Below are 24,839 nucleotides of genomic sequence, written 5' to 3'. Positions count from 1 at the left end.
TTCGCTTGATCCGGATTGCGTACCGGCCGGTAACGTTGGCGTATGGCATCCCGCGAGCACCCGTCCCTGCACGAGTCCGCGCGCTCCGCCACCGAGCGGGTCGAGGAGGCCGGCGAGCACCTGCGCCACCAGGTCCACGACATGCTGGCCGAGGTCAAGCCGAAGCTGCGCGGCTGGCTGCACGCCGCGACCGCTCCGCTGAGCCTCGCCGCCGGGATCGTGCTGATCGCGCTCTCCCCCAACGCCGCGACCCGCACCGGCTCGGCGATCTTCGCCGCCTCGGCGCTGGTGCTGTTCACGGTGTCGGCGATCTACCACCGCGGCACCTGGTCGCCGCGCACCTGGGCGTTCCTGCGGCGGTTCGACCACGCGAACATCTTCCTGCTGATCGCCGGCAGCTACACGCCGTTCACGCTGCTCCTGCTCGAGGGCCGCGACCGCACCGTGCTGCTCACCATGGTCTGGGTCGGCGCCGCGCTCGGGATCCTGTTCCGGATCTTCTGGACCCACGCACCACGCTGGCTCTACACGCCGATCTACATCGCGCTGGGCTGGGCCGCGATCTTCTACTTCGCCGACTTCGTCGCCAACGCCGGCACCGCCGTGCTGACGCTGATGGTGGTCGGCGGGCTGCTCTACACCCTCGGCGGTGTGGTGTACGGCCTGAAACGACCTAACCCGTCGCCGTCGTGGTTCGGGTTCCACGAGGTGTTCCACACGCTGACGATCCTGGCGTTCGTCACCCACTACATCGGCGTCTCGATCGCGACGTACTCCCAGCGCTAGACCGCTGCGCCGAAACCGACAAAACGCGCGCTCAAGGGCTTCACATCCGCGGTGTTCGGGGTTACCGTCGAAGCACCTGGTAACAGCTTGATCGGATGGAGGTGTTGCTTATGACTTCACCCTCGAGATCGCGACACGAGCCTGAAGGCCCGTGAAGAGCACAAGCTGATTCACGCAGAAGGGGAAGACCACTCCGGTCTTCCCCTTCTCCGCGTCCGGGGGCGGGTCATGCCCGTCAGGGGCGGCCCAGGGAGGAGCGGAGCGCGTCGGCGTCGGTGACCGGGCGCTCGCACACCATCGCGCGGCACACGTACGCCGCCGCGCGACCGCCGACGAGGCCACGCCCGTCCAGCAGCGGCACGCCGGACGCCCCGGGGGCACCGGTCACCACGACCGCGCCGGGGCTGACCGTACGGCGCGCCACCTGCTCGAGCTCGACCCGCAGCGGGTCCCCGGGCTCACCGACCACCGCGATCTCCAGCGGCCCGGCCAGCGCCGCCTCCGCAGCCGCCAGCGACCAGCCGGCGAACTGCGGAACCCGGTCGGCCAGCAGCCGCACGGCGCCGAGACCCGCCTCGGCGGCGTCGCGGTGCCGGCCGGAGCCGGTCACCGCGGCATACCCGAGCAGCGCGTGCATCAGCGCGGACTGCCCTGAGGGGCTGGCGTTGTCGCTGGGGTCGCGTGGCCGCGCGACCAGGGCCTCGGCGTCGTCCGCGGTGTCGTAGAAGCCGCCCTGGCCGTCGGCGAACCGGTCCAGCGCGGTGTCCAGCAGCGCGCCCGCCCGCCGCAGCCAGACCGGGTCGCCCGTCGCGGAGAGCAGCGCGAGGAAGGCGTCGGCGACGCAGCCGTAGTCCTCCAGGACGCCGGCGTGCGCTCCGGCGACCCCGTCCCGGGACACCCGCAGCAGGCGGGTGCCGCCGTCGCCCTCGACGAGGTGTACGTCGACCAGCAACCCGGCTGCCCGCTCGGCCGCCTCGACGTACCTCGGCTCCCCGAGCAGCAGCCCCGCCTGAGCCAGCGAGGAGATCGCCAGCCCGTTCCAGGCGGCCACGACCTTGTCGTCGCGGGCCGGCGGGACGCGGGTGGCGCGGGCTTCGCGCAGCCGAGCCCGGACCGCGGCCCAGCGCTCGGGGTCGTCGGGGTCCTGGCGCAGCTGCAGCGTCGAGGCGCCGTGCTCGAACGTGCCGCGCTCGGTGACCTCCAGCAGCGCGGCCGCCCAGCGCCCGTCGTCCTCACCGAGCACCTCGACGAGCTGGTCGGGGGTCCAGGCGTAGAACTTGCCCTCGACCCCCTCGGAGTCGGCGTCGAGCGCGGAGGCGAACCCGCCCTGCTCGGTCAGCAGGTCGGCCAGCAGGAAGTCGGCGGTCTCACGCGCCACCCGCTCCCCGAGCGGGTCGCCGCTCTGCCGCCACCAGCGGGCGTAGAGGCCGAGCAGCTGAGCGTTGTCGTAGAGCATCTTCTCGAAGTGCGGGACCACCCAGTGCCGGTCCACGCTGTAGCGGGCGAAGCCACCGCCGAGCTGGTCGTACATCCCGCCGCGGGCCATCGCGTGGCAGGTGGCCGCCACCATCTCCGCGGCCTGCTCGTCGCCGGTGCGGGCGTGGTGGCGCAGCAGGAACTCCAGCACCATCGAGGGCGGGAACTTCGGCGAGGTCCCGAAGCCGGCCGAGGTGAGGTCGAACTCGCGTCGCAGCTTGTCGACGGCGACCTCGAGCACCTCCTCGTCGAGGGCACCCCCGGAGCCGAGGGCGTTCTCCGCCTGGAGCCGCTCGCGGATCCGGCCGGCGACGCCGGCGACCTCCTCGCGGCGGTCGCGCCAGGCGTCTGAGAGCGCTCGGAGCACGTCGGTGAAGGCGGGCTGACCGTGCCGCGGCTTGTCCGGGAAGTAGGTGCCGGCGAAGAACGGCTCGCCGTCGTGGTTGAGCACCACCGTCATCGGCCAGCCGCCGTGCCCGGTCATCGCCGTAGTCGCGGTCATGTACACCGCGTCGACGTCGGGCCGCTCCTCGCGGTCGACCTTGATGTTGACGAAGCTCTGGTTCATCACCGCCGCGGTCGCCTCGTCCTCGAAGGACTCGTGCGCCATCACGTGGCACCAGTGGCAGGCGGCGTAGCCGACGCTGAGCAGCACCGGGACGTCACGGCGCCGGGCCTCCTCGAAGGCCTCGGGTCCCCACTCCCACCAGTCGACGGGATTGTCCTTGTGCTGGAGGAGATACGGCGAGGTCGCCTTCTCCAACCGGTTGGCCACGGGGGCTCCCTTCGTCACGGCATGCCGATCATCGACGTACCCAACTTGCCACGGCTGACTACCCGGCGCCCTCGTCACGACCGTTCACCTGAACCCTTGTGACCGGTCCTGAGCGAGATCGCACGTCACAACCGTTCAGCTGAAGGATTGCAGCGACCCCCGGCTGCGTGCGCGCCCCGACAGCACTCGGACTGTTACCAGGCGCTCGCCGACGTGGCAGGGTGTGGCTCGTGAAGGTACTGCGCACGCCGGACGACCGGTTCCTCGACCTGCCCGACTTCGCCTACCCCGTGCAGTACGCCGACGTCCCCGACGGCGACGGCGGCCGGCTGCGGATGGCCTACGTCGAGGCGGGGCCCGCCGACGGTCCGGTGGTGCTGCTCCTGCACGGCGAACCGACCTGGTCGTTCCTCCACCGCCACGTGATGCGTGAGCTCGCCGCGGCCGGCATCCGCAGCATCGCGCCGGACATGGTCGGCTTCGGCCGTTCCGACAAGCCGGCGGCGATCGAGGACCACTCCTACGCCCGGCACGTCGAGTGGATGCGCGCCCTGACCCTCGACGCGCTCGACCTGCACGACATCACCCTCGTCGGCCAGGACTGGGGCGGGCTGATCGGTCTGCGGCTCGTCGCAGAGCACCCGGACCGGTTCACCGGCGTGGTCGCCGCCAACACCGGCCTGCCGACCGGCGACCACGGGATGCCCGACATCTGGTGGCAGTTCCGGCGCGCCGTGGAGACCGCCGAGACCCTCGACATCGGCCGCCTCGTCGCCTCCGGCTGCCTGCACCCGCTCCCCGAGGCGGTGCGCGCGGCCTACGACGCTCCGTTCCCCGCCGAGGAGTACAAGGCGGGCCCGCGGGCCATGCCGCTGCTGGTCCCGACCGCGCCGGACGACCCGGCGACCGAGGCCAACCGGGCCGCCTGGGCGGAGCTCGCACGCTGGGAGAGGCCGTTCCTGGTCGCCTTCAGCGACTCCGACCCGATCACCGGCGGGATGGCGCCGATCCTGCGCAAGACGATCCCCGGCGCCGCGGACCGCGACCACCCCGTGATCGCGGGCGCCGGGCACTTCCTCCAGGAGGACGCCGGCGCCCGGCTCGGCGAGGTGGTCGCCGACTTCGTCCGCGGCTGACCGACACCGGGCCCCGGGGACCGCCGGGGCCTCGGCGCCGGGTGACGTCAGCGGCGGATCCCGCGGACCGAGAAGCTGAAGCTGCCGTCCACGACTGCCTGCACCCGCTCGCGCACCTGCCGCCGGATCGGGGTGCCGGTCTCCCGGTAGAGCTCGAGGTCGGCGATCACGGTGTCGTTGCGCGGCGTGGTGCGGAACTCCTTGAACAGGTCGTCGAGCGAGTCACCGGCACTGCCGGCCATGTCGCCCTCGTAGTACCCGCCACCGAAGCTGTTGCCGCCGGTGATGATGAGGGTGCCGGACTTGCCGGCCGCGCGCACAGGCACCGGTACGTCGACCACGACGGCGCGCTCACCGAGCTGCGCCGACCTGAGCAGCACCCGCACCGGCTTCGTGGTGCCCGGACGCAGCCGGAGGACCTTGTCGGGGTCCAGGTCGGTCCAGACCCCGGCCTTGCGCACCTGCACGCTCTTCACGGCGTAGTGCGCGTAGCCGGCGGACAGGTCGGAGCGGGTCGTGACCTCGTCGATCGTCACGGCCTCGAAGTCGTTGTTCTGCAGGCGCCAGAGCTGGTCGTAGAGGTCCCAGGGAACCTCGTAGGAGACGTCCCAGGTGGAGGCGAACCTGTCGCTGCGCGTGTAGCTGAACGGGACCCCTGCCGCCCGGGTGCCGGTGACCGTCCAGGTCGCCGTACCCGTGCCCTTGCCCCAGGCGTCGAAGATCCGGTCCTGCACCGAGTACATGTTCGTCGCGACGAAGTCGGGCATGTATGCCTGGTAGGTGATCCTCGTGGTGCCGGCTCCGGACCGGCCCTCGGCGGTGACCACCGACGTGACGGTCGTCGCGGCCGGCGGGTCACCGAGCAGGCCGTGCACACCGGCGAAGCGGTCCGCGTCCATGCTGCCGGTGGGAGCCCCGATGTTGGTCACCTTGTAGGCACCGCCCCAGAACGGATCCGGCTGGACGAGCAGGGCCGTGGCCGAGTGCATGGTCAGGGACGTCGGTCCGCTGTGCTCGAGGGCGTGCCCGAAGCTGAGCACCTCGTCGCCACAGACGGCTGTGACGGTCCCGACGTAGGCGGCGGTGAAGGCGCCGTAGGAGAGCGAGGCCGCCACGTTGCCGCCGGGCACGATCGGGCCGTTCTGGCCGGCCAGCGGCGCTGCGGAGGTCTGGAAGAGCCGCACGCCGTCCAGGCCCTGCAGCCGCTCCGCCTGACGAAGCCGCCGGGTGCTCAGGCCGGAGACGCCCATCGGCACGCGCAGGCGGGCGAGTCCACCCGCGACCTCGTCGGTCCCGGCCGCCCCCGAGGCGACCAGCTCTCGCGCCAGGGCGCGTGGCAGCGTGACGGTGTCCGGGGCAGCGGCGAGCGAGCGCTCCGCCGCGGTCGGGCTCTGCTCGAGCAGCGCCTCCATGTCGGCCGCCGGGGTCAGGCCGGTGACCATCGTGGGACTGGAGGCCAGGCCGTAGGACACCGCACCGATCAGGCGGCCGTCGGCGGCGTAGACCGGCGAGCCGGACATGCCGGCCCAGATACCCCCGGCGGCGGTGAGCTCAGGCGACTGCAGCTCGACGAGGACCAGGTCGAGGTCGGTCGTGATGCCGTCCTCCAGGACCCCGATCACCTCGCCGGTGAACGCGCTCGGGACGGTGCCCTTGCTCACGGTGAGCCCGTGCACGGGCTGACCCTCGGCCAGCTGCGCGACAGGGAACGCCTCGGGACACGCCGGGTCCGGTGCCGAGTGGGCGGTCGGGACGCCGGTCGTCGCGTCGGCGGCGAGCAGAGCCGCGACGCCCACGGCGGCGAGCACCGTCCGTGACCGTCGGCGTGTGCCCGTCCCCGGGGTGGGGTCGGTGCGTGATGACTGGAACAGCTGCCGGGCCATAGGAACCCCCTGACTGAATCCGTTGCCGCGCATGGGGCAACGGCCCTTGGTTCCACGGTCCGTCGGCGCCGTACCGGAAGGCAGGGGCGTAGGTCCCGACGCCTGCTACCCATCGGAGGCAGGCCGTTCCCGAACCCCCACAAATGACAGTCGGCTCCCGCCTCGGTGAGGCGGGAGCCGACTGCTCGGAGCTCAGTGCTGCGTCAGCGGCACTCGCACTTGCGGTCCTCGGGAACGCTCGACATGACGGCGTCGACGTGCATGCCGCAGCCGCTCCAGGTGGTCTTCCGGCAAGAGGGGCAGTTAACGGGGAAACACATGTGGTACTCCAAGTGGGTCGGGGTGGGTTACCTATGGACAACTATACCCCGGGGGGTATCCGGTTCTCAACCCTCAACGGTGCGATCTGCACGATCATTCCCGAGAGGGAGAGCTGGTCTAGGCGACGCGGCCGGGACCGCCGCCCTTGGCGACCACCGGCAGGCCCTGACGGGCCCATGCGCCCATGCCGCCCTTGACGTTGGCGACGTCGCCGCGCTGGGCGGAGAGCAGCTTCGCCGCACGGGCCGAACGCGCGCCGGAGCGACAGACCACGAGGATCTCGCGGTTGCGCGGCAGCTCGCCGACACGCGAACCGAGCTGGCCCAGCGGGATGTGTCGCGCCTTCGGGGCGTGACCGCTCTTCCACTCGTGCGGCTCCCGCACGTCGAGCAGCACCGCGCCGCGTTCCACGGCCTCCTTGGCCTCGGCCGGGTCGACCACGCGGTACGGCTTCTTGAACAGGGTGTCGAAGAACCCCATCGCAGGTTGTCTCCTTCAGCTCTTGGTGATGGGCAGGCCGGCGTCCGCGGCCTTGTCGTACTCGTCGTCGATCAGCACGACGTTGCGGCCGGCTGCGGCCAGGAACGAGGCGGCGATCGAGGCCCGGTAGCCGCTTGCGCAGTGCACCCAGACCTCGCCGGTCGGGGCCTCGTCGACCCGCTCGGCGATCTCGTGGATGGGGATGTTCACCGCACCCTCGAGGTGCTGCTCGTCGTACTCCGAGGCCCGGCGTACGTCGAGCACGGTCACCGCGCGGTGGTGCCGGACGTCGGCCAGGTCGGGGAACGTCGCGACCGGGTAGCTGCCCAGCTCCTCGGTGGTCCAGGAGTCCGGCTTGCCGGTGGCGCTCGCGGCGACCTGGTCGATGCCGATCCGCACCAGCTCCCGCTGCGCCTCGGCGACCTGCTCCTCGGACTCGCCGAGCAGCGTGATCGGGGTGCCCCACTTCATCATCCAGCCGACGTAGGTGGAGAACTGCCCGTCGATGCCGAAGTTGTAGGTGCCCGGCGCGTGGCCGGCGGCGAACGCGGTCTTGGTGCGCAGGTCGACCAGCCACTCGCCGGCCTCCAGGCGCCGGCGCAGCTCGTCCGCCTCGGCGCGGTGGGGCGTCGACAGGTCCGGCTCCCCGGGGCCCGCGGCGTTCGCGGGACTCATGTGGGCGTAGTAGGCCGGGTAGACGTCCAGGCCGTCGATGATCTGCCGGACGTAGGCCTCCTCGCTCTCGGTGAGCGCGGGGTTGGCCTGCTTCTCGCGGCCGATCGTCGACTCCGAAGGCTGGTCGTCCGACGAGCCGGCGGCGCAGAAGCTGCCGAAGCCGTGCGTGGGGAAGACGCCGGTGTCGTCGGGAAGCTCGGCCAGCCGCTGCGCGGAGCGGTGCTGGAGGTGGGTGAGCTCCTCGGTGTGCTCGCTGCCCAGCAGGTCCGGCCGGCCGGTCGCGCCGTACAGCAGCGACCCGCCGGTGAACACCGCCAGCGGCTTGCCGTCGGCCTCGACCGCGAACGACAGGTGGGTGAAGGTGTGGCCCGGCGTGTGGATCGCCCGGACCGTCATCCGGTCACCGACGGCCACCGTGTCGCCGTCGCGGATCGGGGTGCGTTCGAAGCCGACCTGGTCCTCGGCATTGACGTGGTAGCTGGCACCGGTCCGCTCGGCGAGGGCGAGCCCGCCGGTGACGTAGTCGTTGTGGATGTGGGTCTCGAAGACGTGCGTGACCTCCACTCCCTCGGCTGCTGCCAGGTCCAGGACCCGGTCGATGTCGCGCTGCGGGTCGACCACGAGGGCGACCTCGCCGTCGTGGACGAGGTAGCTGCGGTCCCCCAGGGACGGGGTCTCGATGGTGCGGATCCGGATGTCGGTCATGACGCGCTCCTCTCCATGGTCCGGCCGGGCTCACGGCCCGCGACGAGCTCGCGGCCCGAGCGCGCCCACTCGACGGTGCCGCCCGCGACCGAGCGGGCGTCGTAGCCGGAGGCGATCAGGAAGTCGGCCATCGCCAGGCTCCGGTTCCCGGAGCGGCAGATCAGGTAGACCGGCTCGTCCTTGGGCAGCCGCGCCATCTGGCTGGGCACGTAGCCCATCGGGATCAGCTCGGCGCCGGGGACGTGCCCCTCGACGTACTCTCGGGCCTCGCGGACGTCCACCACCTTGGCGCCCTCCGCGTGGGCCTCGGCGAACCGGTCGATGTCGACCTCGCGCATACGTCCATCAGTCCTTTCGGTTTTCGACGTCACATACCCTAGGGGGTATACCGCCTCCAACGAGACGGGTGTCGGATCCATTCCCTGGGTACCCCCGTACGGTCGAAAGAACCGACCAGCCTGTGACCGCGGCCACGACGCGGCCGGGGGAATGAACCGGAAACACGCCGGGTTATACCCCCACAGGTATTACGATCAAACTCCCTGGAGGGATGAGCACATGGCAACGGTTAACCTGGGCGCGGCCGACTTCGAGCAGACGGTCGCCGACAACGACATCGTCCTGGTGGACTTCTGGGCTGCCTGGTGCGGTCCCTGCCGCCAGTTCGCGCCGACCTACGAGAAGGCCTCCGAGCAGCACACGGACATCGTCTTCGGCAAGGTCGACACCGAGGCCGAGCAGGCGCTCGCCCGCGCTGCGAACATCACCTCGATCCCGACGCTGATGGCCTTCCGCGAGGGCGTGCTCGTCTTCGCCCAGCCTGGCGCACTGCCGCCGGCGGCCCTCGACCAGGTGATCACCGCGGTCAAGGACCTGAACATGGAAGAGGTCCACGCCGCCGTCGCCGCGCAGCAGGCCCAGGACGGGGGTCAGGCATGAGCTACGCCCTCACCAGGACCGTCAGCGCGCCGTACGCCGAGACCGTCGAGGCGGTCAAGACCGCGCTCGGCGAGCAGGGCTTCGGCGTCCTGACCGAGATCGACATGAAGGCGACGCTGAAGAAGAAGCTCGACGTCGACGTGCCGGCCCAGGTCATCCTGGGCGCGTGCCGGCCGCCGCTTGCCTACGCCTCCCTGCAGGCCGAGCCGTCCATCGGGCTGCTGCTGCCGTGCAACGTCGTGGTCCGCGAGGCCCAGGACGGCACCGTGGTCGAGGTGGTCGACCCCGAGACCATGGTGTCCATGACGGACAATGAGGACCTGCGGCCGGTGGCCGACGAGGCCAAGCAGCGCCTCGAGAAGGCTCTGGCTTCGCTGTCGGCGTAGCCACGAACAGAAGGAAACGATGATGGAACTGCCCGCCGATGAGATGGTCGCGGTGATCAACCGCCTCAAGCGTGCCCAGGGCCAGCTGAGCGGCGTCATCAAGATGCTCGACGAAGGCCGCCAGTGCGAGGACGTCGTCACGCAGCTCGCTGCGGTGAGCCGCGCGCTCGACAAGGCCGGCTTCGCGATCATCGCCTCGGGCCTGCGGCAGTGCGTGGTCCAGGAGGGCGACGCCGCCGCCCTGGACACCGCGAAGATGGAGAAGCTCTTCCTCTCGCTCGCGTGAGAAGGTCCTCCATGGACGTCTCGGACTGGGACCGCCGGTACGCCGACACCGAGCTGGTGTGGTCGTCGCGACCCAACCAGTTCGTCGAGTCCGAGCTTGCTGACCTCTCCCCCGGCCGCGCGATCGACGTCGCGGCCGGGGAGGGGCGCAACAGCATCTGGCTGGCCGAGCGGGGCTGGCGGGTCACCGCCCTCGACTTCTCCCAGGCCGGCCTCGACAAGGGCCGCGCCCTGCTGGCCCACCACGAGCGAGGCGCCGACCTCGACATCGACTGGGTCCGCGCCGACGCCGTGCGCGACGACCTCGGCGAGGGCCGGTACGACCTCGCCGTGATCGCCTACCTCCAGCTGCCGGCCGAGGAGCGCCGGACGGCCGTACGCCGGGCGTTCGGCTCGTTGCGCGACGGCGGCACGCTCCTCGTGGTCGCCCACGACAGCAGCAACCTCACCGAGGGCACCGGCGGCCCGCAGCACCCCGACGTGCTCTTCACCGCCGAGGACGTGCTGGCCGACCTCGACGGCGAGCGCTTCGAGGTGGTGCGCGCCGAGCGGGTCGGCCGCGAGGCGCCCGCGCCCGAGGGCGCCGAAGACCCGTCGCCACGGGTGGCCTACGACGCCCTGGTGCGCGTCGTACGCACCGACCCCCGCTGACCGACGCCCGCTGACCGACGCCCGCTGACCGACGCCCGCTGGCCGGCGCCCCGTCGCCCGGCTCGACGAAGATCGCGTCAGGGCTTGTAGCTGCCGCCGTTCTCGGGCTGCTCCGGGGCGTCCTCGCCCTGCTCCGTGTGCTCCTCGGACTGGTCGAAGCGCACCTTCTTCAGCTGCTTGCGGAAGCTGAGGATCAGCACCACCACGGCGAGCGCGAGCAGCACGAGGACGACCGCGCCGACCCCACCGGCGGTCACGTCCTCCGGGTCGGGGATGTCCTGGTTGAACGGCACCAGAGCGGCGCCGAGGGTCACGGAGAGGGGGGTCATGACTCCATCTTCTCAACCCACTCACGCACCCCGGCGAACAGGTCGTCCTCCGGGACCTCGCTGTCGACGTAGGAGCGCACCAGCTCGTAGTCCTCGGTCGGCCAGGCCTTCTGGTGCACGTCCAGCGGGCAGGCGAACCATGCCCCGTCGGGGTCGATCTGCGTGGCGTGCGCCAGCAGCGCCTGGTCGCGCACCGGGAAGTACTCCGCGCAGGGCACCCGGGTGGTGATCCGCTGCGCGTGCTCGGGATCGGGCTCCCAGTTCGACAGCCGCTCCTCGTAGGGGGAGGTCAGCCCGCGCACGATCATCTCGTCGTGCAGCGCCTGGGTGCGGTCGCGGTGGAAGGAGTGGTGGTAGTACAGCTTCAGCGGCTGCCACGGCTCGCCGGCGTCGGGGTAGCGCTCCGGGTCGCCGGCCGCCTCGAACGCCTCGACGCTCACCCGGTGGCACATGATGTGGTCCGGGTGCGGGTAACCGCCCTTCTCGTCGTAGGTGGTCAGCACGTGCGGCCGGAACTCCCGGATCAGCCGGACCAGCGGCTCGGCGGCCTCCTCGACCGGCACCAGCGCGAAGCAGCCCTCCGGCAGCGGAGGCGGCGGGTCGCCCTCCGGCCAGCCGGAGTCGACGAAGCCGAGCCAGTCCTGGCGGACGCCGAGGATCTCCCGGGCGGCGTCCATCTCCTTGCGGCGGATCTCGGCAATGTTCTCCCAGACCTCGGGACGGTCCATCTTCGGGTTGAGCACCGAGCCGCGCTCCCCGCCGGTGCAGGTGACCACGTGCACGTCGACCCCTTCGGCGACGTACTTGGCGGTGGTGGCCGCACCCTTGCTCGACTCGTCGTCGGGGTGGGCGTGGACGTGCATGAGTCGGAGCATGGGGGCAATCCTAGAATGTGGTCGTGACCGACCTGGCGACCCGCTACGGGACCCCTTCCACGGCCCGCCGACGGTCGACGGTCGCCGTCGCCGCCGTGCTCGCGGCCGCGTTCCTGGGCTGGGTGGTCTGGGCGGCGGTCGGCCACTCCGACCCCGACGTGACCTCCGAGCTGGTCTCCTTCGAGGTGCTCGACGAGCACACCGTCACCGCGACGTTCACCGTCGCCCGGCGTACGACGGACGTGAGCGCCTCGTGCCTGCTCCGGGCCCAGGCCCCGGACCACTCCACGGTCGGCGAGCTCAACGTGGACGTCGGCCCCGGCGGGGAGCGCGTGCAGCAGCTCACCGAGCGGGTCCGCACCGAGCGCGAGGCCACCACCGTGGACCTGATCGGGTGCCGCACCGGGGAGCAGAGCCGGCGGCGCTGAGCCGGCGGGCGCCCTCGACCGGCCGTTGCGGGATTACCCCGCGCGCCGTCGGCGTTGATAGACTCATGCACTTGCCCTGACGGGCTTCCCCGTACCAACCCGGGCCGGTGCGACACCGGCCCACCACGACAACCACTCAGGAGCGCGACCAGTGACGCAGTCCAGCGACCAGAACGTGATCTGGCTGACCCAGGAGGCTTTCGACAAGCTCCAGGCCGAGCTCGAGCACCTTCGGGGGCCGGTTCGCAGCGAGGTCATCGCGCGGATCAGCGCCGCCCGCGACGAGGGTGACCTCAAGGAGAACGGCGGCTACCACGCCGCCCGCGAGGAGCAGGGCAAGGTCGAGGGCCGCATCCGCCAGCTCGAGGACATGCTGCGCCGCGCCGAGGTCGGCGAGACGCCTCCCGACGACGGCGTCGTCGAGCCGGGCATGAAGGTGACCACCCGCTTCGTCGGCGACGACGAGGAGGAGGTCTTCCTGCTCGGTGCCCGCGAGATCGAGACCCCCGAGGACCTCGAGGTGTACTCCCCCCAGTCGCCGCTCGGCTCGGCGATCATCGGCAAGAAGCGCGGCGACGTGGTCACCTTCGACGCTCCCAACGGCAAGGAGCTCAAGGTCGAGATCGTCGACGCCGTCCCCTACGAAGGGGCCTGACCGGCACCGGTCGCTCCACGAGGCGGCCACGCCGACGCTCCCGGGCGTCGCCGTGGCCGCTTCGTCGTCTCCGGGCGGCTCAGCGGTGCTCGGTGACCGGGTAGCCGCGTTCGCGCAGCCGGGCGAGCAGCCGCTCGGCGTGCTGCGGCCCGCGGGTCTCGACCTGCATCGCGACCTCCACCTCGCCGAGGTGCAGGTGAGCCGAGGTGCGCTCGTGGACCACGTCGAGCACGTTGGCGTCGAGCTCGGCGAGCTCGGCCAGCAGCTTGGCGAGGCCGCCGGGCAGGTCCGGGATGCGCACCCAGAAGTGCAGGTAGCGTCCGGCCGCGGCCATGCCGTGCCGGATCACCCGCATCAGCAGCAGCGGGTCGACGTTGCCCCCGGAGAGCACCGCGACGGCCGGCGTCGGGAACCGGTCGGGGTGGTCCATCAGCGCCGCGACGGCCGCCGCGCCGGCCGGCTCGACGACCAGCTTGGCGCGCTCGAGCAGCATCAGCAGCGCCCGAGACAGCGACTCCTCGCTGACGGTGACGATCTCGTCGACGTACTCCTCCACCGCATGGAACGGCACCTCCCCCGGGCACCCGACCGCGATCCCGTCGGCCATCGTCGACATGCCGGCGAGCGGGACCGGGTGGTGCTCGGCCAGTGACCGCGGGTACGCCGCCGCGCCCTCGGCCTGCACGCCGACCACCCGGACGTCCGGGTCGACCCCCTTCACCGCGGTCGCGATCCCGGCGAGCAGCCCGCCGCCGCCGGTCGGCACGACCACCGTGCGCGCCCCCGGAGCCTGCTGCAGGATCTCCAGGCCGCACGACCCCTGGCCGGCCACGATGTCGAAGTGGTCGAACGGGTGGATCAGCACCGCGCCGGTCTCCGCGGCGAACGCCTTGGCCCGCACCAGCGCCTCGTCGACGGTCTGCCCCTCGAAGACCACCTCCGCGCCGTAGCCCCGGGTGGCCTTCTCCTTGGGGATCGGCGCGCCCACCGGCATGAACACCGTCGACCTGATCCCGAGCAGGCTCGCGGCGAGCGCCACGCCCTGCGCGTGGTTGCCGGCGCTGGCCGCGACCACGCCGTGAGCGCGCTCCTCCGCGCTGAGCCGGGACATCCGCAGGTAGGCACCGCGGATCTTGAACGAACCGGTGCGCTGGAGGTTCTCGCACTTGAGCAGCACCGGGCCGCCGGCCACCGCCGACAGCCAGCGCGACTCCTCCATCGGAGTCTCGATCGCCACCCCGCGCAGGCTCTCGGCACCCTCGCGGATGTCCTCGAGCGTGGGGATCAGCACCTGCGCGGCGTCGCTCAGGGGGGTCTCGGTGTCCATGGCCTCACCCTAGGCGTCCGGTCGGCGTGCACGTGGTCCCCCGCCGCTCGAAAACAACTTGCATGGCACATGCAAGACGCGCATCCTGGTCCGATGCAGTCCGCCCGTTCCTCGGCCCCCCGCGCCCCGGCCCCCCGCCCGTCGTACGACGGTCCGGCTACCGCCGAGGAGGCGGTGATGACGACCCTGGCCCGGCTGGGCCGGCGGATGCGGCAACGGCTGCCCGGCGAGGAGCTCGACCTGGGCGCCATCTGGCTGATGAAGGTGCTGCGCCAGCGCGGGCCGCTGCGGCTCTCCACGCTGGCCACCGCCCTCGAGGTCGACGCCTCCACGGTCAGCCGCCAGGTCCGCCACCTCGAGGACCGGGGCCTGCTCGAGCGCAGCCCGGACCCCGACGACGGCCGGGCCCACCGGATCGGCCTCTCCCCCGAGGGCCGCACCCGTCTCGACGCGGGCGCTGCCCGCCGCCGCCGGCTGGTCGCCGACCTGATGACCGGCTGGCCGCCGGAGGACCGCGAGCAGCTGCGCCTCCTCCTCACCCGCCTCATCGACGAGCTCGACCACCAGGAGACCCCGTGACCCCCGACACCGACGGCTACCTCACCCACCGCCAGATCCTGGTGGTCATGGCCGGGTTGATGGTCGGTCTGTTCCTCTCCGCGCTCGACCAGAGCATCGTGGGCACCGCCCTGCCGCGGATCACCAGCGAGCTCGGTGGCCTCGACAAGCTGTCGTGGGTGGTCACCGCCTACCTGCTGACCGCCACCGCGTCCACACCGCTGTGGGGCAAGATCTCCGACCTCTACGGCCGGCGGCTGCTGTTCCAGATCGCGATCGTGACCTTCCTCGTCGGCTCGCTGCTGTCCGGGTTCTCGCAGAACATCGACCATCTGATCGTCTTCCGTGCGGTTCAAGGACTCGGTGGCGGCGGCCTGATGGCGCTGGCGATGGCCACCATCGGCGACGTCATCCCGCCCCGTGAGCGCGGCCGCTACCAGGGCTACTTCGCCGCCGTGTTCGGCACCTCGTCGGTGCTCGGCCCGGTGCTCGGCGGCTGGTTCGCCGACGGCCCGGGCTGGCAGTGGATCTTCTTCATCAACATCCCGCTGGGTCTGGTCGCGCTGGTCGTCACCTCCGCGGCGCTGAAGATCCCGCACGTGCGCCGCGAGCACACCATCGACTACCTCGGCGCCGCGGTCGTGGTCGCCTCGGTCACCTCGATCCTGCTCTACACCGCGTGGGCCGGTCCCGAGCTCGGCTGGGGCGACCCGACCGGGCTCACCCTGCTCGCCGCCGGCCTGGTGCTCGCGGTGGTGTTCGTGTTCGTCGAGCTGCGGGCGGTCGAGCCGATCATCCCGATGCGACTGTTCGGCAACTCGGTGTTCTCGATCTCGAACCTGTTCGGCTTCATGATCGGCATCGCGATGTTCGGGTCGATGATCTTCATCCCCGTCTACCTGCAGGTCGTCGACGGGATGAGCCCGACCCGGTCCGGCCTGGCGATGCTGCCGATGGTGGTCGGCATCTTCACGACCTCGATCGGGGCCGGCCAGCTGATGAGCCGCACCGGCCGCTACAAGGTGTTCCCGATCCTCGGCGCCGCGATCGTCACCGGGGCGCTGTTCCTGCTCTCCACGCTCGGCACCGACACCCCGTACTGGCGCGCCGGCCTGTCGATGTTCGTGATGGGCCTCGGCCTCGGCTTCACCATGCAGGTGCTGGTGGTCGTCGTGCAGAACTCCGTGGACCGGTCGGACATGGGCGTGGCCACCGCGTCGGTGGCGTTCTTCCGGCAGATGGGTGGCTCGTTCGGCACCGCGCTGTTCGGTGCGATCCTCTCCAGCCGGCTCTCCCACCACCTCGCCGACGCGTTCCAGGACCTGCCGCCGGGTGCCTCACCCGAGGCGGTCGGGGATCCGCAGGACCTCGCCAACGACGTGACCGCGATCCAGCAGCTCCCCGAGCCGCTGCACGGCATGGTGACCGGGGCGTTCAGCAACGCGCTGCACGACATGTTCCTGACCGCCGTACCTCTGGTCCTGGTGGCGCTCGTGGTGGTGCTCTTCCTCAAGGAGCTGCCGCTGGGGACCCGCACCGGCGCCACTGAACCGGCGGTGCCGGCCCCGGCCGGTCCTGCCCAGGGGACCGCTCAGGAGGGGTGACCGGGCTCCGGCGGCAGGGCGACCTCCGGCACGGTCTCCTCCGGCGGCGCAGCCTCGCCGTCGCCGGCCAGGTGGGTGGCGACCGCGTTCAACGCCGCGACCAGGGGTACGGCGATCAGCGCGCCCGCGATGCCGGCGACCACGATCCCGCACCCGATCGCGACCAGCACGCCGAGCGGGTGCACCGACACGAACCGGCCCATCAGGAACGGCTGCAGGATGTTGGACTCCACCTGTTGCACGACCACGACGCCGATCAGCATCACCAGCGCCACCACCGGCCCCTGGTCGACCAGCGCGACGAGCACCGCGACGGCGCCGGACAGCGTGGCGCCGACCATCGGGATGAACGAGCTGATGAACACCAGCACGCCGATCGCGAAGGCCAGCGGCAGGTCGAGCAGGTAGGCCACGAGCATGATGCCGAGGGCGTCGACCAGGGCGACCAGCACGGTGGCGCGGACGAACTTGGTCAGCGAGAACCAGGCCGCGCGGCCCGACGAGTCGGCGCGGGTGCGCGCAGCGCGCGGGAACAGCCGCACCAGCCAGGCCCAGATCCGCGCCCCGTCGGCGAGGAAGAAGTAGGTCGCGAACAGCACGATGAAGAAGCCGGCCACGATGTAGCTGAGCGTGGTGCCGACGGCGGTGGCCCGGGACACGATCTGCTCGTTGCTGCTGACCACGACCTCCTGCGCCTGGGCGATGAAGTCGGAGATCTGCGAGTCGCTGGCGTGCAGCGGGCCCTCGCGCAGCCAGGTGCGGATCTCGCCGAGCCCGTCGACCACCTGCTCGGACAGGTCGTTGAACCCCTGGCTGATCTGCTGGCCGACGAAGGTCAGCAGCAGCCCCAGCGAGGCCAGGCCGCCGACCACGGCGAAGATCGCCGCGAAGGTGCGGTTGAGGCCGCCCTTCTGCAGCAGGTCGACCACGGGTGCGGCGAGCGCCGCGAACAGCAGCGCGACCACCAGCGGGATGGTGATCACGGAGAAGAAGGCCAGCACCCACAGCACGACGTAGCCGGCGGCGACGATCACCAGGAACCGCCACGACCAGGCAGCCGCGAGATCGACGCCGTGCGGCACCTGGGCGCGGGAGAAGTTGGAGGGGCCCGCCTCGATCACCGGCGGCGTCTCCTCCTGCCGCCGGTCGGCGCGCACGCTGGCCCACTGGTGCGCCAGCTGCACCGCGAACCGCTCGGCGACCCGGTCCTCGGAGGCGCGCCGCTGCTGCTCACGCCACTTGCCGAAGCCCCCGGTCAGCCTCTTCCCCATACCCATGGCCGACAGCGTAGAAGAGATCAGCCCCGCAACCGCTCAAGCAGCCGGTACGCCGCACCGGGGTGGTCCTCGGCGATCAGCCCGGCCGCGGCCAGCACGTAGTCGGTGTCCACGACCACCCGCGGCTTCTCCGGCAGCTGCCAGCCCTGCCCGTCGTCGGCCAGCAGCCGCAGCATCACCTCGGCCGCGTCGTCGTCGCTGTGCCGCAGTACCCCGCCGGAGCCGACCATGAGGCTCACCTCGCGCAGGTCCTTGCCGCTGCGCCGCACCACGCGGCCCGGTCCGCTCTCGTCGGCGGTGAACTCCACCTGCGAGCGGCCTGCGTGCCGGCGCAGCGCCACCCCGATCGCGACCGACGCGAGCTCGCGGTCGCGACGGCACTCCTCCTCGTCGGCGGGGACGAAGGCCGGGTTCGCGTGCCGGTGCGCGGCGGCCGCCCGGGCCTCGGCGTGGTCGGCCTCCGGGACCAGGCCCGCCGCGACGCCGGCCTCCACGGTCGACGTCGCGCTCCACCGCATGCCGAGGTCCCCCTCGACGGTGCGGGAGGCCGCGGTCGTGGCGACCACCTCCCGGGACAGCCCGGAGTCTTCGGGGTCCACCTCGACGACGGAGTACACGTCGGTGGTAGCGCCGCCGACGTCCACGACGACGACGTCCCCGGCGCCCGGACGCTCCTCGTCGAGGCCGTGCGCGAGCAGCTCGACGGCGCTGAGCACGATGTCGGGTGTCGCGCCTCGGACCATGTCGGTGAAGCCGCGGCCTTCAGGGTCGCTGCGCTGTGAGAGGTGCTTGCCGCCGATCACGTGCCGCAGGAACACCTCGCGGATCGCGGCGCGGGCCGAGTCGGGTGCGAGCACGCCGATCCGGGGCACGACGTTGTCGGCGAGCACGTACGGCGTCCCCGCCCCGTCCAACAGACCGGCGACCTCGTCGTGGGCGTCGACGTTGCCGGCCACCACCACCGGCCCCGGCCAGGCCGCGTCGGCCAGCGCCCCGGCGCACTGCAGTAGCACCTCGGCGTTGCCGCCGTCGGTGCCGCCGACGAGGAGTACGACGTCCGGGCGGCTGTCGTGAAGCGCGTCGAGCTTCGGCTCGTCGAGGCCACCGCCGACGACGTGCACCACCCGCCCGCCGCTGGACAGCGCCACGCGCCGCCCGGCCTCCGCGGTGACGAGCTCCTCGTTGCCGACCACGGCGATGCGCAGCCCGCCGCCGGCGCTGGAGCAGGCGAGCACCTCGGCCGTCGTGGCGTGCGGGTCGGTCTGCGCGAGCTGCTCGAGGCAGGCGTCCCAGCCGTCGAGGACGTCGGTGTCGATCGTCGTACGGTGGCTCGCCGTGGCGAGCAGCTCACCGGACTGCGCATCGACCAGCGCGGCCTTGGTGAACGTCGACCCGAAGTCGACGCACGCGATCAGCCCCACCCCAACCCCTTGTAACGCGGGGTTATGGACGCTCCACACGCGGCATGACGCGGGGGAACCGTCCGCAGCTCGTGGGAGGTACCGGTCACCCCAGCGCCTGGTCGAGGTCGGCGATCAGGTCCTCGACGGTCTCGATGCCGACGCTGAGCCGGATCAGGTCCGCCGGGACCTCGAGCTCGGTGCCGGCGACCGAGGCATGCGTCATCCGGCCCGGGTGCTCGATCAGCGACTCGACCCCGCCCAGCGACTCACCGAGGGTGAACACGTTCGCCTTCGCGCAGACGTCGAGCGCCTTGGCCTCGCCGTCCTTGACGCGGAACGAGACGATGCCGCCGTACCTCTTCATCTGCCGGCTCGCCACCTCGTGCCCGGGGTGCTCGGCGAGGCCGGGGTAGATCACCTGCGTGACCGCGGGGTGCGCCTGGAGGAACTCCACGACGCGCTCGGCGTTGTCGCAGTGCCGGTCCATCCGCACGCCGAGGGTCTTCAGGCCGCGCAGCACCAGCCAGGAGTCGAACGGGCCGGCGACCGCGCCGATGGAGTTCTGGTTGAACGCGATCCGGTCGGCGAGGTCGTGGTCACGGACGACCAGCGCGCCACCGACGACGTCGGAGTGGCCGCCGCAGTACTTCGTGGTCGAGTGCACGACGACGTCGGCGCCGAGGGTGAGCGGCTGCTGGAGGTACGGCGAGGCAAAGGTGTTGTCGACCACGAGCAGCGCGCCGGCGTCGTGCGCCACGGCGGCGAGCGCCTCGATGTCGGCGATGTTGAGCAGCGGGTTGGTCGGGGTCTCGACCCACACGATCTTGGTCCGACCCGGCTGGATCGCGGCGCGCACCGCATCGACGTCGGCGACCTGGGCAGGGGTGTGCTCGAGCCCCCACGGCTCGGCCACCTTGGAGAACAGCCGGTAGGTGCCGCCGTACGCGTCGTCGGGGATGACCACGTGGTCGCCGGGCCGGCAGACCGTGCGCAGCAGCGTGTCCTCGGCGGCCAGCCCGCTGGCGAACGCGAACCCGCGCTCGCCCTCCTCCAGCGCCGCGAGGTTCCCCTCCAGCGCCGTGCGCGTGGGGTTCGCGGTGCGGGAGTACTCGTAGCCGCCACGCATCCCGCCGACGCCGTCCTGCTTGTAGGTGCTGGTGGCGTAGATCGGCGGGATCACCGCGCCGGTCATCGGGTCGGGGTCGTAGCCGGCGTGGATCGCACGCGTCTCGAACCCGGTCTTCTGGACGTCTGCTGGGGTCTGCTCGCTCACGTGGGCGACCCTACCTGGGGTTCGGCGCACCCGCGGTCTCCCATGTTGTCCAGGGAAACCGGCACCTGGGGGAATGTGCCGTGCCAGATGCCGGTTAACCCAGTCAACGTGGTAGACCGCGCCACCAGGCCGCACCCCGAGGAGACCAGAGTGCTGTTCAACCGCAAGGTCGAGATGCCCAGCCGCGACGAGGCGCTGCCCGGCCGTGGCGAGCGCTGGTTCCCGCTCGCCGAGCGCCACCTCGTCCTCGACGCGCCGCTGGTGACCGACGAGTCCAACATCCCGGCCGGCTACGAGGTCGCGGTCTTCGGCCTGGGCTGCTTCTGGGGTGCCGAGGAGATCTACTGGCAGATGCCCGGGGTGTGGTCGACGAGCGTCGGGTACGCCGGCGGCATCACGCCGCACCCGTCCTACGAGGAGGTGTGCACCGGCCGCACCGGGCACACCGAGGCCGTCCGTGTCGTCTTCGACCCGAAGCGCGTGTCCTACGCCGAGCTGGTGAAGGCGTTCTACGAGTTTCACGACCCGACCCAGGGCATGCGGCAGGGCAACGACGTCGGCACGCAGTACCGCTCGGCGATCTACACGCTCAGCGACGAGCAGGACCGGATCGCCCGGGAGCTGACCTCGGCCTACGAGCCGGTACTCCGCGAGCGCGGCTACGGCCCGATCACCACCGAGATCGAGCCGGCCCCGACGTACTACTACGCCGAGGACCACCACCAGCAGTACCTCTACAAGAACCCCAACGGGTACCGCTGCCACTCGGCCACCGGCGTGCCGTTCCCCGCCACGGCCTGACGGCCCCCGTGGCGGGGCCAGAACGACGTGCACTCGCGACCCTCGACGCGGGCCACCGGGCGCAGGCAGCGCCGATGCTGCGCGCAAGTGCACGTCCAATCGGCCCCGCGGGGTGGCGGTCACACGTCACGGCGGCCCGAGAAGTAGCCTCGGCGCTCATGAGCAGCCCGCTGAGCACCCGCGTCGGTCAGGTCTTCATCCCCGTGCGCAACATGCCGGCTGCGGTGGAGTGGTACTCCCGACTTTTCGGCTTCGACGCCGACGCCGGACATCTGGGCCACGCGGACACGATCTTCGACATCCCGACGGACGGGCCGCCGTACCTGTGCCTGGACGCCAACCAGCCGGGCTTCGTCGCCTCCGGCCCGGCCAGGTACTTCTTCCTGACCGAGGACCTGGACTCCACCGTGGCCCATCTGATGGCGCTCGGAGCCGACGATGTCTCCGACGTCGAGGACATCGGCAGTCTCCGCTTCGTGACGTTCCGGGACCCCGACGGCAACCTGCTGATGGCCTCCGAGCTGCGCTGACAGACGGCCGGCACGGAAGCTTCGCCCCGTGGCGAACGGCCCTCGTGCGCGTATCGTCGACACATGCGCATCGGCATCCTGGGCAGCGGTGCCGTCGGTCAGGCGCTCGCACGGGGCCTGGCTCGTCACCGCCACGAGGTCCGCATCGGCACTCGCAAGGAGGCGGTCGAGGAGCTCCCCGTCGGACCGCCGTCGGCGGTGGCACGAGACGCGGACCTCGTGTTCCTCGCGGTGCTGGGCACCGCCGCCGTCGAGGTTGCCACGAGCGTCCGCGACGAGCTGCACGACAAGGTGCTCGTGGACACCACGAACCCTTTGGACTTCTCCGGGGGCGGTCCCGGCCTCTTCGTCGGGCACACCGACTCCCTCGGGGAGCAGGTGCAGCGGGCGGTGCCCGAAGCCGACGTGGTGAAGGCCTACAACACCGTGGGCAACGCCCTCATGGTGGACCCGGACCTCCCTGGGGGGCCGCCGTCGATGTTCGTCGGCGGTGACTCCGAGGACGCCAAGGCCATCGTGGCCGAGCTGCTGCGGAGCACCGGCTGGGACGTGGTCGACCTCGGCGGGATCGAGGCGAGCCGCTACCTCGAGCCGATGTGCATCGCCTGGGTCCGCCACGGCGCCCGCACCGGGACGTGGAACCACGCGTTCCGGCTGCTCCGAGGTTGACCGGGCCATCGGGCGAGTCCGGGAATCCGGGCGGCCGGTCTTGGGTTGTACCGGTGATGACCAGCGAGTCCGACGCCGGTCAGGGCGCCTTGGACGCCTACTCGGCGATCGTCACCACCGTCGCGGCGCAGCTGACGCCGCGGGTGGCCGCCCTGCGCATCCGGGTGGCACGGGGCGAGTCGGCCGGGTCCGCCGTGGTGCTCACCGGCGAGGGTCACCTGCTCACCAACTCCCACGTGGTCGGTGACGCCGAAGGCGGTACGGCGGAGTTCGCCGACGGCACCGTCGCCCGCTTCCACGTCGTCGGCCGCGACCCGCTCTCCGACCTCGCGGTCGTGCGCGCCGACCGTCCGGTGCCGAGCCCGCCCGAGTACGGCGACGCAGACGACCTCCTCGTCGGCTCCCTCGTCGTCGCGGTCGGCAACCCGCTGGACCTGGCCGGGACCGTGACCGCCGGCGTGGTGAGCGCCCTGGGACGCAGCATGCCGGCGCGCTCGCGCACCGCCGCCCGGCTGATCGAGGACGTCATCCAGACCGACGCCGCGCTCAACCCCGGCAACTCCGGTGGGGCGCTGGCCGACAGCCGCGGCCGCGTGGTCGGCATCAGTACGGCGGTCGCCGGGATCGGCCTGGGCCTGGCCGTACCGATGAACGCGACCACCCACGGAATCATCCACGCCCTGATGCACGACGGCCGGGTCCGCCGGGCCTACCTCGGCCTGGTGACCACGCCCACGCCGTTGCCCCCGGCGCAGGCGGACCGTTTCGGGCAACGCCGGGCACTCCGGGTCGTGGAGGCAGTGCCGAACAGCCCGGCGGCCCTCAGTGGGCTGCGGGCCGGCGACGTCGTCCTGGCCGTCGACGGCACGTCGCTGAACGACGCCCAGTCGCTGCAGAAGAGGCTGTTCACCGAGGCCATCGGGCAACGGATGGAGATCACCGTGCTCCGCAACGGTGCGCTGGTCGATGCCGTGGCGGTGCCCATCGAGCTCGCGGACTGACGCCGGCAGTGTCCGAAGCCCGGCCCAGACCGGCATTCCCTCCGGCCCACCGCCGGTGCATCGTGGACTGCATGGATCTCGATCCTGCCGTGACCAACCCCGAGCACTACAAGGTGGTGTTCGAGAACGAGCGGGTGCGCGTCCTGGAGTACATCGACGCCCCCGGCGACCACACCACCCCGCACCGCCACCCCGACAGCGTGATGTACACGCTCTCGACCTTCCGCCGCCGCCTGGTCTCCGGCGACACGTCGCGTGACGTTGCTCTGGAGGCCGGGAGCGTCGGTTGGCTCGCCGCCCAGGAGCACCACGGCGAGAACATCGGGGACACCCCGACACACGTGCTGTTCGTGGAGCTCAAGGAGCCGGCCGGCACCGTCGCCGAGCCGGGACCTGCGGCGGACCTCGGCCCCAGCACCTGACGGGCCGTAAGGGGGCCGGTCAGTCGGCTGTGCCGCCCGCGTGGACAGCCGGGGGCATCACGGCCCCGGTGCCGCCCTTGGAGCTGCCGAGCGCGAGCACGTCCACCTTCGCGGCCAGCGGGGCGAGGTCGTCGAGCCGGTGCACGACGGTCCCGAGCAACGCGGTGGCCAGCGACGAGGGCAGCTTCTTCTGCCCGAAGGAGTGGCCCTCGAAGCCCCGGTACGTCGACCGCGGCGTGACCGTGCCGTCGACCGACACGTTGTAGGCGACCAGGCACGCCGCCAGCTCGGCCAGCGCCTGCGCGTCCTCGCCTGCCGGGTCGTCCCGCCCCAGCTCCGGGTACCTGCCCAGCGCGTCGAGCAACGCGTAGGCGCCGTACCAGGTCGAGGGCCACTTCACCGTCTTGAACTGGCGGCCGTGGCCGAACATGTAGGGCTTCTCCGACCCGCGGACCCGCCACGCGCGGAGCGCGACACGAGCGACGTAGAGCAGCCCGTCGGGCCGGGCCGACGGGTCGAGCCGGGCGAAGGTCCGCAACGCCTGGACCGTGACCATCGGGCAGAAGTCACCCTTGCGGCCCGGCCCGCGCCAGCCCCCGGTCGAGTGCGGGAGGCACGGCCACGCCCGCCCCTGCGCGGTGTCGGTGAGGTCGGCCGCCATCCGGGCCAGGCCGGCGCGCACCCGGTCGTCGTCGCCGCGGCCGAACCGGACGAGCACCTCGAGGATCGCGTGGCTGTCGCAGAGCAGCGCGCCCCAGACCGGTTGCTCTCCACCACGCAGCGCGGCGTACGACGGGAACCGGCCGCTGTCCTCCTGGTGGGTCACCATGTCGTCGAGCAGCCGCTCCACCTCCTCGAAGTCGCCGGCTCCCACACCCATGTCGGCGAGCAGGTCGAGCAGGTTCGGGGCGAACGCCGGGCTGTTGTGACCCGACAGTCGGTCTCCGGCCGTCCACTCCGGGAGACGCTCGACCAGCTGCCTCGTCGCGGCGTGTCCGACGACCTCCTGGTGCACGGCACGCACGACAGCCGACCCCGGGTCCACGTCGAGCAACCCGGTCAGCAGCACCCACCGGGCTGCCGGGTCCTCGGCCCGCAGCAGCCACGGCAGCGGGTCGTCGCTGACAAGTCCCCACCACACGGGTACTCCGGACCGAGCCGGTCGGGTCGTCGAGGCCATCGCAGCACC

General features: G+C 71.8%; 27 protein-coding genes. 15 read left to right on the top strand and 12 right to left on the bottom strand.

Annotated elements, in window-relative coordinates; genetic code table 11:
* Nucleotides 1-42 precede the first annotated feature (42 nt).
* Entirely contained in the window at nt 43-786 is a 744-nt protein-coding gene (trhA, locus tag ACYVIH_RS13010) for a PAQR family membrane homeostasis protein TrhA (RefSeq protein WP_460869876.1), read from the top strand.
* Nucleotides 787-1,021: 235 nt separating this feature from the next.
* On the opposite strand, the gene ACYVIH_RS13005 is transcribed toward trhA, so the two are convergent.
* The gene (locus ACYVIH_RS13005) at nt 1,022-3,037 is read right to left on the bottom strand and encodes a thioredoxin domain-containing protein (protein WP_460869875.1); all 2,016 of its coding nucleotides are present in this window, start codon (nt 3,035-3,037) and stop codon (nt 1,022-1,024) included.
* Between the two features lie 230 nt (nt 3,038-3,267).
* Between ACYVIH_RS13005 and ACYVIH_RS13000 the strand changes: the two genes are divergently transcribed.
* Nucleotides 3,268-4,173, top strand: a complete 906-nt coding sequence (locus tag ACYVIH_RS13000; RefSeq protein WP_460869874.1) for a haloalkane dehalogenase — start codon at nt 3,268-3,270, stop codon at nt 4,171-4,173.
* A gap of 47 nt (nt 4,174-4,220) precedes the next feature.
* Here ACYVIH_RS13000 and ACYVIH_RS12995 read toward each other — a convergent pair whose 3' ends face one another.
* The 4 genes from ACYVIH_RS12995 to ACYVIH_RS12980 form a co-directional block, all read right to left on the bottom strand.
* On the bottom strand, nt 4,221-5,981 hold the full coding sequence (locus ACYVIH_RS12995) for a SpoIVB peptidase S55 domain-containing protein (protein WP_460869873.1): 1,761 nt from the start codon (nt 5,979-5,981) through the stop codon (nt 4,221-4,223).
* 513 nt (nt 5,982-6,494) lie between these two features.
* Nucleotides 6,495-6,857 (bottom strand): rhodanese-like domain-containing protein, encoded by a 363-nt coding sequence (locus ACYVIH_RS12990; RefSeq protein ID WP_460869872.1) that lies wholly within the window; start codon nt 6,855-6,857, stop codon nt 6,495-6,497.
* A gap of 15 nt (nt 6,858-6,872) precedes the next feature.
* Nucleotides 6,873-8,237: an MBL fold metallo-hydrolase gene (locus ACYVIH_RS12985; protein ID WP_460869871.1), complete on the bottom strand. Its 1,365-nt coding sequence runs from the start codon at nt 8,235-8,237 to the stop codon at nt 6,873-6,875.
* Nucleotides 8,234-8,575 (bottom strand): rhodanese-like domain-containing protein, encoded by a 342-nt coding sequence (locus ACYVIH_RS12980; protein WP_460869870.1) that lies wholly within the window; start codon nt 8,573-8,575, stop codon nt 8,234-8,236. The genes ACYVIH_RS12985 and ACYVIH_RS12980 overlap by 4 nt, the downstream gene beginning before the upstream one ends.
* A gap of 220 nt (nt 8,576-8,795) precedes the next feature.
* Here ACYVIH_RS12980 and trxA point away from each other — a divergent pair, with 220 nt between their 5' ends.
* From trxA to ACYVIH_RS12960, 4 genes are read left to right on the top strand one after another with little or no spacing between them, the layout of a single operon-like run.
* The gene (gene trxA, locus ACYVIH_RS12975; protein WP_460869869.1) at nt 8,796-9,176 is read left to right on the top strand and encodes a thioredoxin; all 381 of its coding nucleotides are present in this window, start codon (nt 8,796-8,798) and stop codon (nt 9,174-9,176) included.
* Nucleotides 9,173-9,562: a DUF302 domain-containing protein gene (locus ACYVIH_RS12970; protein ID WP_460869868.1), complete on the top strand. Its 390-nt coding sequence runs from the start codon at nt 9,173-9,175 to the stop codon at nt 9,560-9,562. Before trxA ends, ACYVIH_RS12970 begins: the two co-directional genes overlap by 4 nt.
* Before the next feature lie 19 nt (nt 9,563-9,581).
* The gene (locus ACYVIH_RS12965) at nt 9,582-9,848 is read left to right on the top strand and encodes a metal-sensitive transcriptional regulator (protein ID WP_460869867.1); all 267 of its coding nucleotides are present in this window, start codon (nt 9,582-9,584) and stop codon (nt 9,846-9,848) included.
* 11 nt (nt 9,849-9,859) lie between these two features.
* Nucleotides 9,860-10,498 (top strand): class I SAM-dependent methyltransferase, encoded by a 639-nt coding sequence (locus ACYVIH_RS12960; protein ID WP_460869866.1) that lies wholly within the window; start codon nt 9,860-9,862, stop codon nt 10,496-10,498.
* Nucleotides 10,499-10,575: 77 nt separating this feature from the next.
* On the opposite strand, the gene ACYVIH_RS12955 is transcribed toward ACYVIH_RS12960, so the two are convergent.
* On the bottom strand, nt 10,576-10,827 hold the full coding sequence (locus ACYVIH_RS12955) for a hypothetical protein (RefSeq protein ID WP_460869865.1): 252 nt from the start codon (nt 10,825-10,827) through the stop codon (nt 10,576-10,578).
* Complete coding sequence (gene mca, locus ACYVIH_RS12950) at nt 10,824-11,702, bottom strand: mycothiol conjugate amidase Mca (protein WP_460869864.1); 879 nt, start codon at nt 11,700-11,702, stop codon at nt 10,824-10,826. The genes ACYVIH_RS12955 and mca overlap by 4 nt, the downstream gene beginning before the upstream one ends.
* 23 nt (nt 11,703-11,725) lie before the next feature.
* Here mca and ACYVIH_RS12945 point away from each other — a divergent pair, with 23 nt between their 5' ends.
* Together ACYVIH_RS12945 and greA are read left to right on the top strand one after the other, a co-directional pair.
* Nucleotides 11,726-12,130: a DUF4307 domain-containing protein gene (locus ACYVIH_RS12945; protein WP_460869863.1), complete on the top strand. Its 405-nt coding sequence runs from the start codon at nt 11,726-11,728 to the stop codon at nt 12,128-12,130.
* 151 nt (nt 12,131-12,281) lie between these two features.
* On the top strand, nt 12,282-12,785 hold the full coding sequence (gene greA / locus ACYVIH_RS12940) for a transcription elongation factor GreA (protein ID WP_460869862.1): 504 nt from the start codon (nt 12,282-12,284) through the stop codon (nt 12,783-12,785).
* Between the two features lie 79 nt (nt 12,786-12,864).
* Here greA and ilvA read toward each other — a convergent pair whose 3' ends face one another.
* On the bottom strand, nt 12,865-14,112 hold the full coding sequence (ilvA, locus tag ACYVIH_RS12935; protein ID WP_460869861.1) for a threonine ammonia-lyase: 1,248 nt from the start codon (nt 14,110-14,112) through the stop codon (nt 12,865-12,867).
* 93 nt (nt 14,113-14,205) lie between these two features.
* Between ilvA and ACYVIH_RS12930 the strand changes: the two genes are divergently transcribed.
* Nucleotides 14,206-14,691, top strand: a complete 486-nt coding sequence (locus ACYVIH_RS12930; protein ID WP_460869860.1) for a MarR family winged helix-turn-helix transcriptional regulator — start codon at nt 14,206-14,208, stop codon at nt 14,689-14,691.
* Nucleotides 14,688-16,274 (top strand): MDR family MFS transporter, encoded by a 1,587-nt coding sequence (locus ACYVIH_RS12925; protein ID WP_460869859.1) that lies wholly within the window; start codon nt 14,688-14,690, stop codon nt 16,272-16,274. The genes ACYVIH_RS12930 and ACYVIH_RS12925 overlap by 4 nt, the downstream gene beginning before the upstream one ends.
* On the opposite strand, the gene ACYVIH_RS12920 is transcribed toward ACYVIH_RS12925, so the two are convergent.
* The 3 genes from ACYVIH_RS12920 to ACYVIH_RS12910 form a co-directional block, all read right to left on the bottom strand.
* Nucleotides 16,262-17,551, bottom strand: a complete 1,290-nt coding sequence (locus ACYVIH_RS12920; protein ID WP_460869858.1) for an AI-2E family transporter — start codon at nt 17,549-17,551, stop codon at nt 16,262-16,264. The two genes, ACYVIH_RS12925 and ACYVIH_RS12920, sit on opposite strands and share 13 nt — an antisense overlap.
* A gap of 20 nt (nt 17,552-17,571) precedes the next feature.
* Nucleotides 17,572-18,972, bottom strand: a complete 1,401-nt coding sequence (locus ACYVIH_RS12915; RefSeq protein ID WP_460869857.1) for a glutamate mutase L — start codon at nt 18,970-18,972, stop codon at nt 17,572-17,574.
* 85 nt (nt 18,973-19,057) lie between these two features.
* Nucleotides 19,058-20,227: a cystathionine gamma-synthase gene (locus tag ACYVIH_RS12910; protein WP_460869856.1), complete on the bottom strand. Its 1,170-nt coding sequence runs from the start codon at nt 20,225-20,227 to the stop codon at nt 19,058-19,060.
* Between the two features lie 153 nt (nt 20,228-20,380).
* Between ACYVIH_RS12910 and msrA the strand changes: the two genes are divergently transcribed.
* The 5 genes from msrA to ACYVIH_RS12885 all read left to right on the top strand — a co-directional run bounded on the left by msrA (nt 20,381) and on the right by ACYVIH_RS12885 (nt 23,650).
* Nucleotides 20,381-21,028: a peptide-methionine (S)-S-oxide reductase MsrA gene (msrA, locus tag ACYVIH_RS12905; protein WP_460869961.1), complete on the top strand. Its 648-nt coding sequence runs from the start codon at nt 20,381-20,383 to the stop codon at nt 21,026-21,028.
* Nucleotides 21,029-21,186: 158 nt separating this feature from the next.
* The gene (locus ACYVIH_RS12900) at nt 21,187-21,558 is read left to right on the top strand and encodes a VOC family protein (RefSeq protein WP_460869855.1); all 372 of its coding nucleotides are present in this window, start codon (nt 21,187-21,189) and stop codon (nt 21,556-21,558) included.
* Between the two features lie 63 nt (nt 21,559-21,621).
* Complete coding sequence (locus ACYVIH_RS12895; protein ID WP_460869854.1) at nt 21,622-22,227, top strand: NADPH-dependent F420 reductase; 606 nt, start codon at nt 21,622-21,624, stop codon at nt 22,225-22,227.
* Nucleotides 22,228-22,283: 56 nt separating this feature from the next.
* On the top strand, nt 22,284-23,228 hold the full coding sequence (locus ACYVIH_RS12890) for a S1C family serine protease (protein ID WP_460869853.1): 945 nt from the start codon (nt 22,284-22,286) through the stop codon (nt 23,226-23,228).
* A gap of 71 nt (nt 23,229-23,299) precedes the next feature.
* Complete coding sequence (locus ACYVIH_RS12885; protein ID WP_460869852.1) at nt 23,300-23,650, top strand: cupin domain-containing protein; 351 nt, start codon at nt 23,300-23,302, stop codon at nt 23,648-23,650.
* A 19-nt stretch (nt 23,651-23,669) separates the two neighbouring features.
* Here the strand turns inward: ACYVIH_RS12885 and ACYVIH_RS12880 are convergent, their stop codons facing one another.
* Nucleotides 23,670-24,791 carry a hypothetical protein gene (locus ACYVIH_RS12880; RefSeq protein ID WP_460869851.1) on the bottom strand — a complete coding sequence of 374 codons (1,122 nt, stop codon included), beginning with the start codon at nt 24,789-24,791 and terminating at the stop codon, nt 23,670-23,672.
* Nucleotides 24,792-24,839: the final 48 nt, after the last annotated feature.

The sequence above is a fragment of the Nocardioides pakistanensis genome, from assembly GCF_054781215.1.
Note: the sequence above shows the minus strand (reverse complement) of the source record. Positions and strands in the feature narration are given on the sequence as shown.

What these genes read in the sequence shown, in the direction of transcription:
- ilvA (WP_460869861.1), bottom strand. Translation starts at nt 14,112, where the DNA reads ATGGACACCGAGACCCCCCTGAGCGACGCCGCGCAGGTGCTGATCCCC.
- ACYVIH_RS12890 (WP_460869853.1), top strand. Translation starts at nt 22,284, where the DNA reads ATGACCAGCGAGTCCGACGCCGGTCAGGGCGCCTTGGACGCCTACTCG.
- ACYVIH_RS12985 (WP_460869871.1), bottom strand. Translation starts at nt 8,237, where the DNA reads ATGACCGACATCCGGATCCGCACCATCGAGACCCCGTCCCTGGGGGAC.
- trhA (WP_460869876.1), top strand. Translation starts at nt 43, where the DNA reads ATGGCATCCCGCGAGCACCCGTCCCTGCACGAGTCCGCGCGCTCCGCC.
- ACYVIH_RS12930 (WP_460869860.1), top strand. Translation starts at nt 14,206, where the DNA reads ATGCAGTCCGCCCGTTCCTCGGCCCCCCGCGCCCCGGCCCCCCGCCCG.
- ACYVIH_RS12900 (WP_460869855.1), top strand. Translation starts at nt 21,187, where the DNA reads ATGAGCAGCCCGCTGAGCACCCGCGTCGGTCAGGTCTTCATCCCCGTG.
- ACYVIH_RS12990 (WP_460869872.1), bottom strand. Translation starts at nt 6,857, where the DNA reads ATGGGGTTCTTCGACACCCTGTTCAAGAAGCCGTACCGCGTGGTCGAC.
- trxA (WP_460869869.1), top strand. Translation starts at nt 8,796, where the DNA reads ATGGCAACGGTTAACCTGGGCGCGGCCGACTTCGAGCAGACGGTCGCC.
- ACYVIH_RS12955 (WP_460869865.1), bottom strand. Translation starts at nt 10,827, where the DNA reads ATGACCCCCCTCTCCGTGACCCTCGGCGCCGCTCTGGTGCCGTTCAAC.
- ACYVIH_RS12885 (WP_460869852.1), top strand. Translation starts at nt 23,300, where the DNA reads ATGGATCTCGATCCTGCCGTGACCAACCCCGAGCACTACAAGGTGGTG.
- ACYVIH_RS12980 (WP_460869870.1), bottom strand. Translation starts at nt 8,575, where the DNA reads ATGCGCGAGGTCGACATCGACCGGTTCGCCGAGGCCCACGCGGAGGGC.
- ACYVIH_RS12965 (WP_460869867.1), top strand. Translation starts at nt 9,582, where the DNA reads ATGATGGAACTGCCCGCCGATGAGATGGTCGCGGTGATCAACCGCCTC.
- mca (WP_460869864.1), bottom strand. Translation starts at nt 11,702, where the DNA reads ATGCTCCGACTCATGCACGTCCACGCCCACCCCGACGACGAGTCGAGC.
- ACYVIH_RS12920 (WP_460869858.1), bottom strand. Translation starts at nt 17,551, where the DNA reads ATGGGTATGGGGAAGAGGCTGACCGGGGGCTTCGGCAAGTGGCGTGAG.
- ACYVIH_RS12970 (WP_460869868.1), top strand. Translation starts at nt 9,173, where the DNA reads ATGAGCTACGCCCTCACCAGGACCGTCAGCGCGCCGTACGCCGAGACC.
- ACYVIH_RS12960 (WP_460869866.1), top strand. Translation starts at nt 9,860, where the DNA reads ATGGACGTCTCGGACTGGGACCGCCGGTACGCCGACACCGAGCTGGTG.
- ACYVIH_RS12895 (WP_460869854.1), top strand. Translation starts at nt 21,622, where the DNA reads ATGCGCATCGGCATCCTGGGCAGCGGTGCCGTCGGTCAGGCGCTCGCA.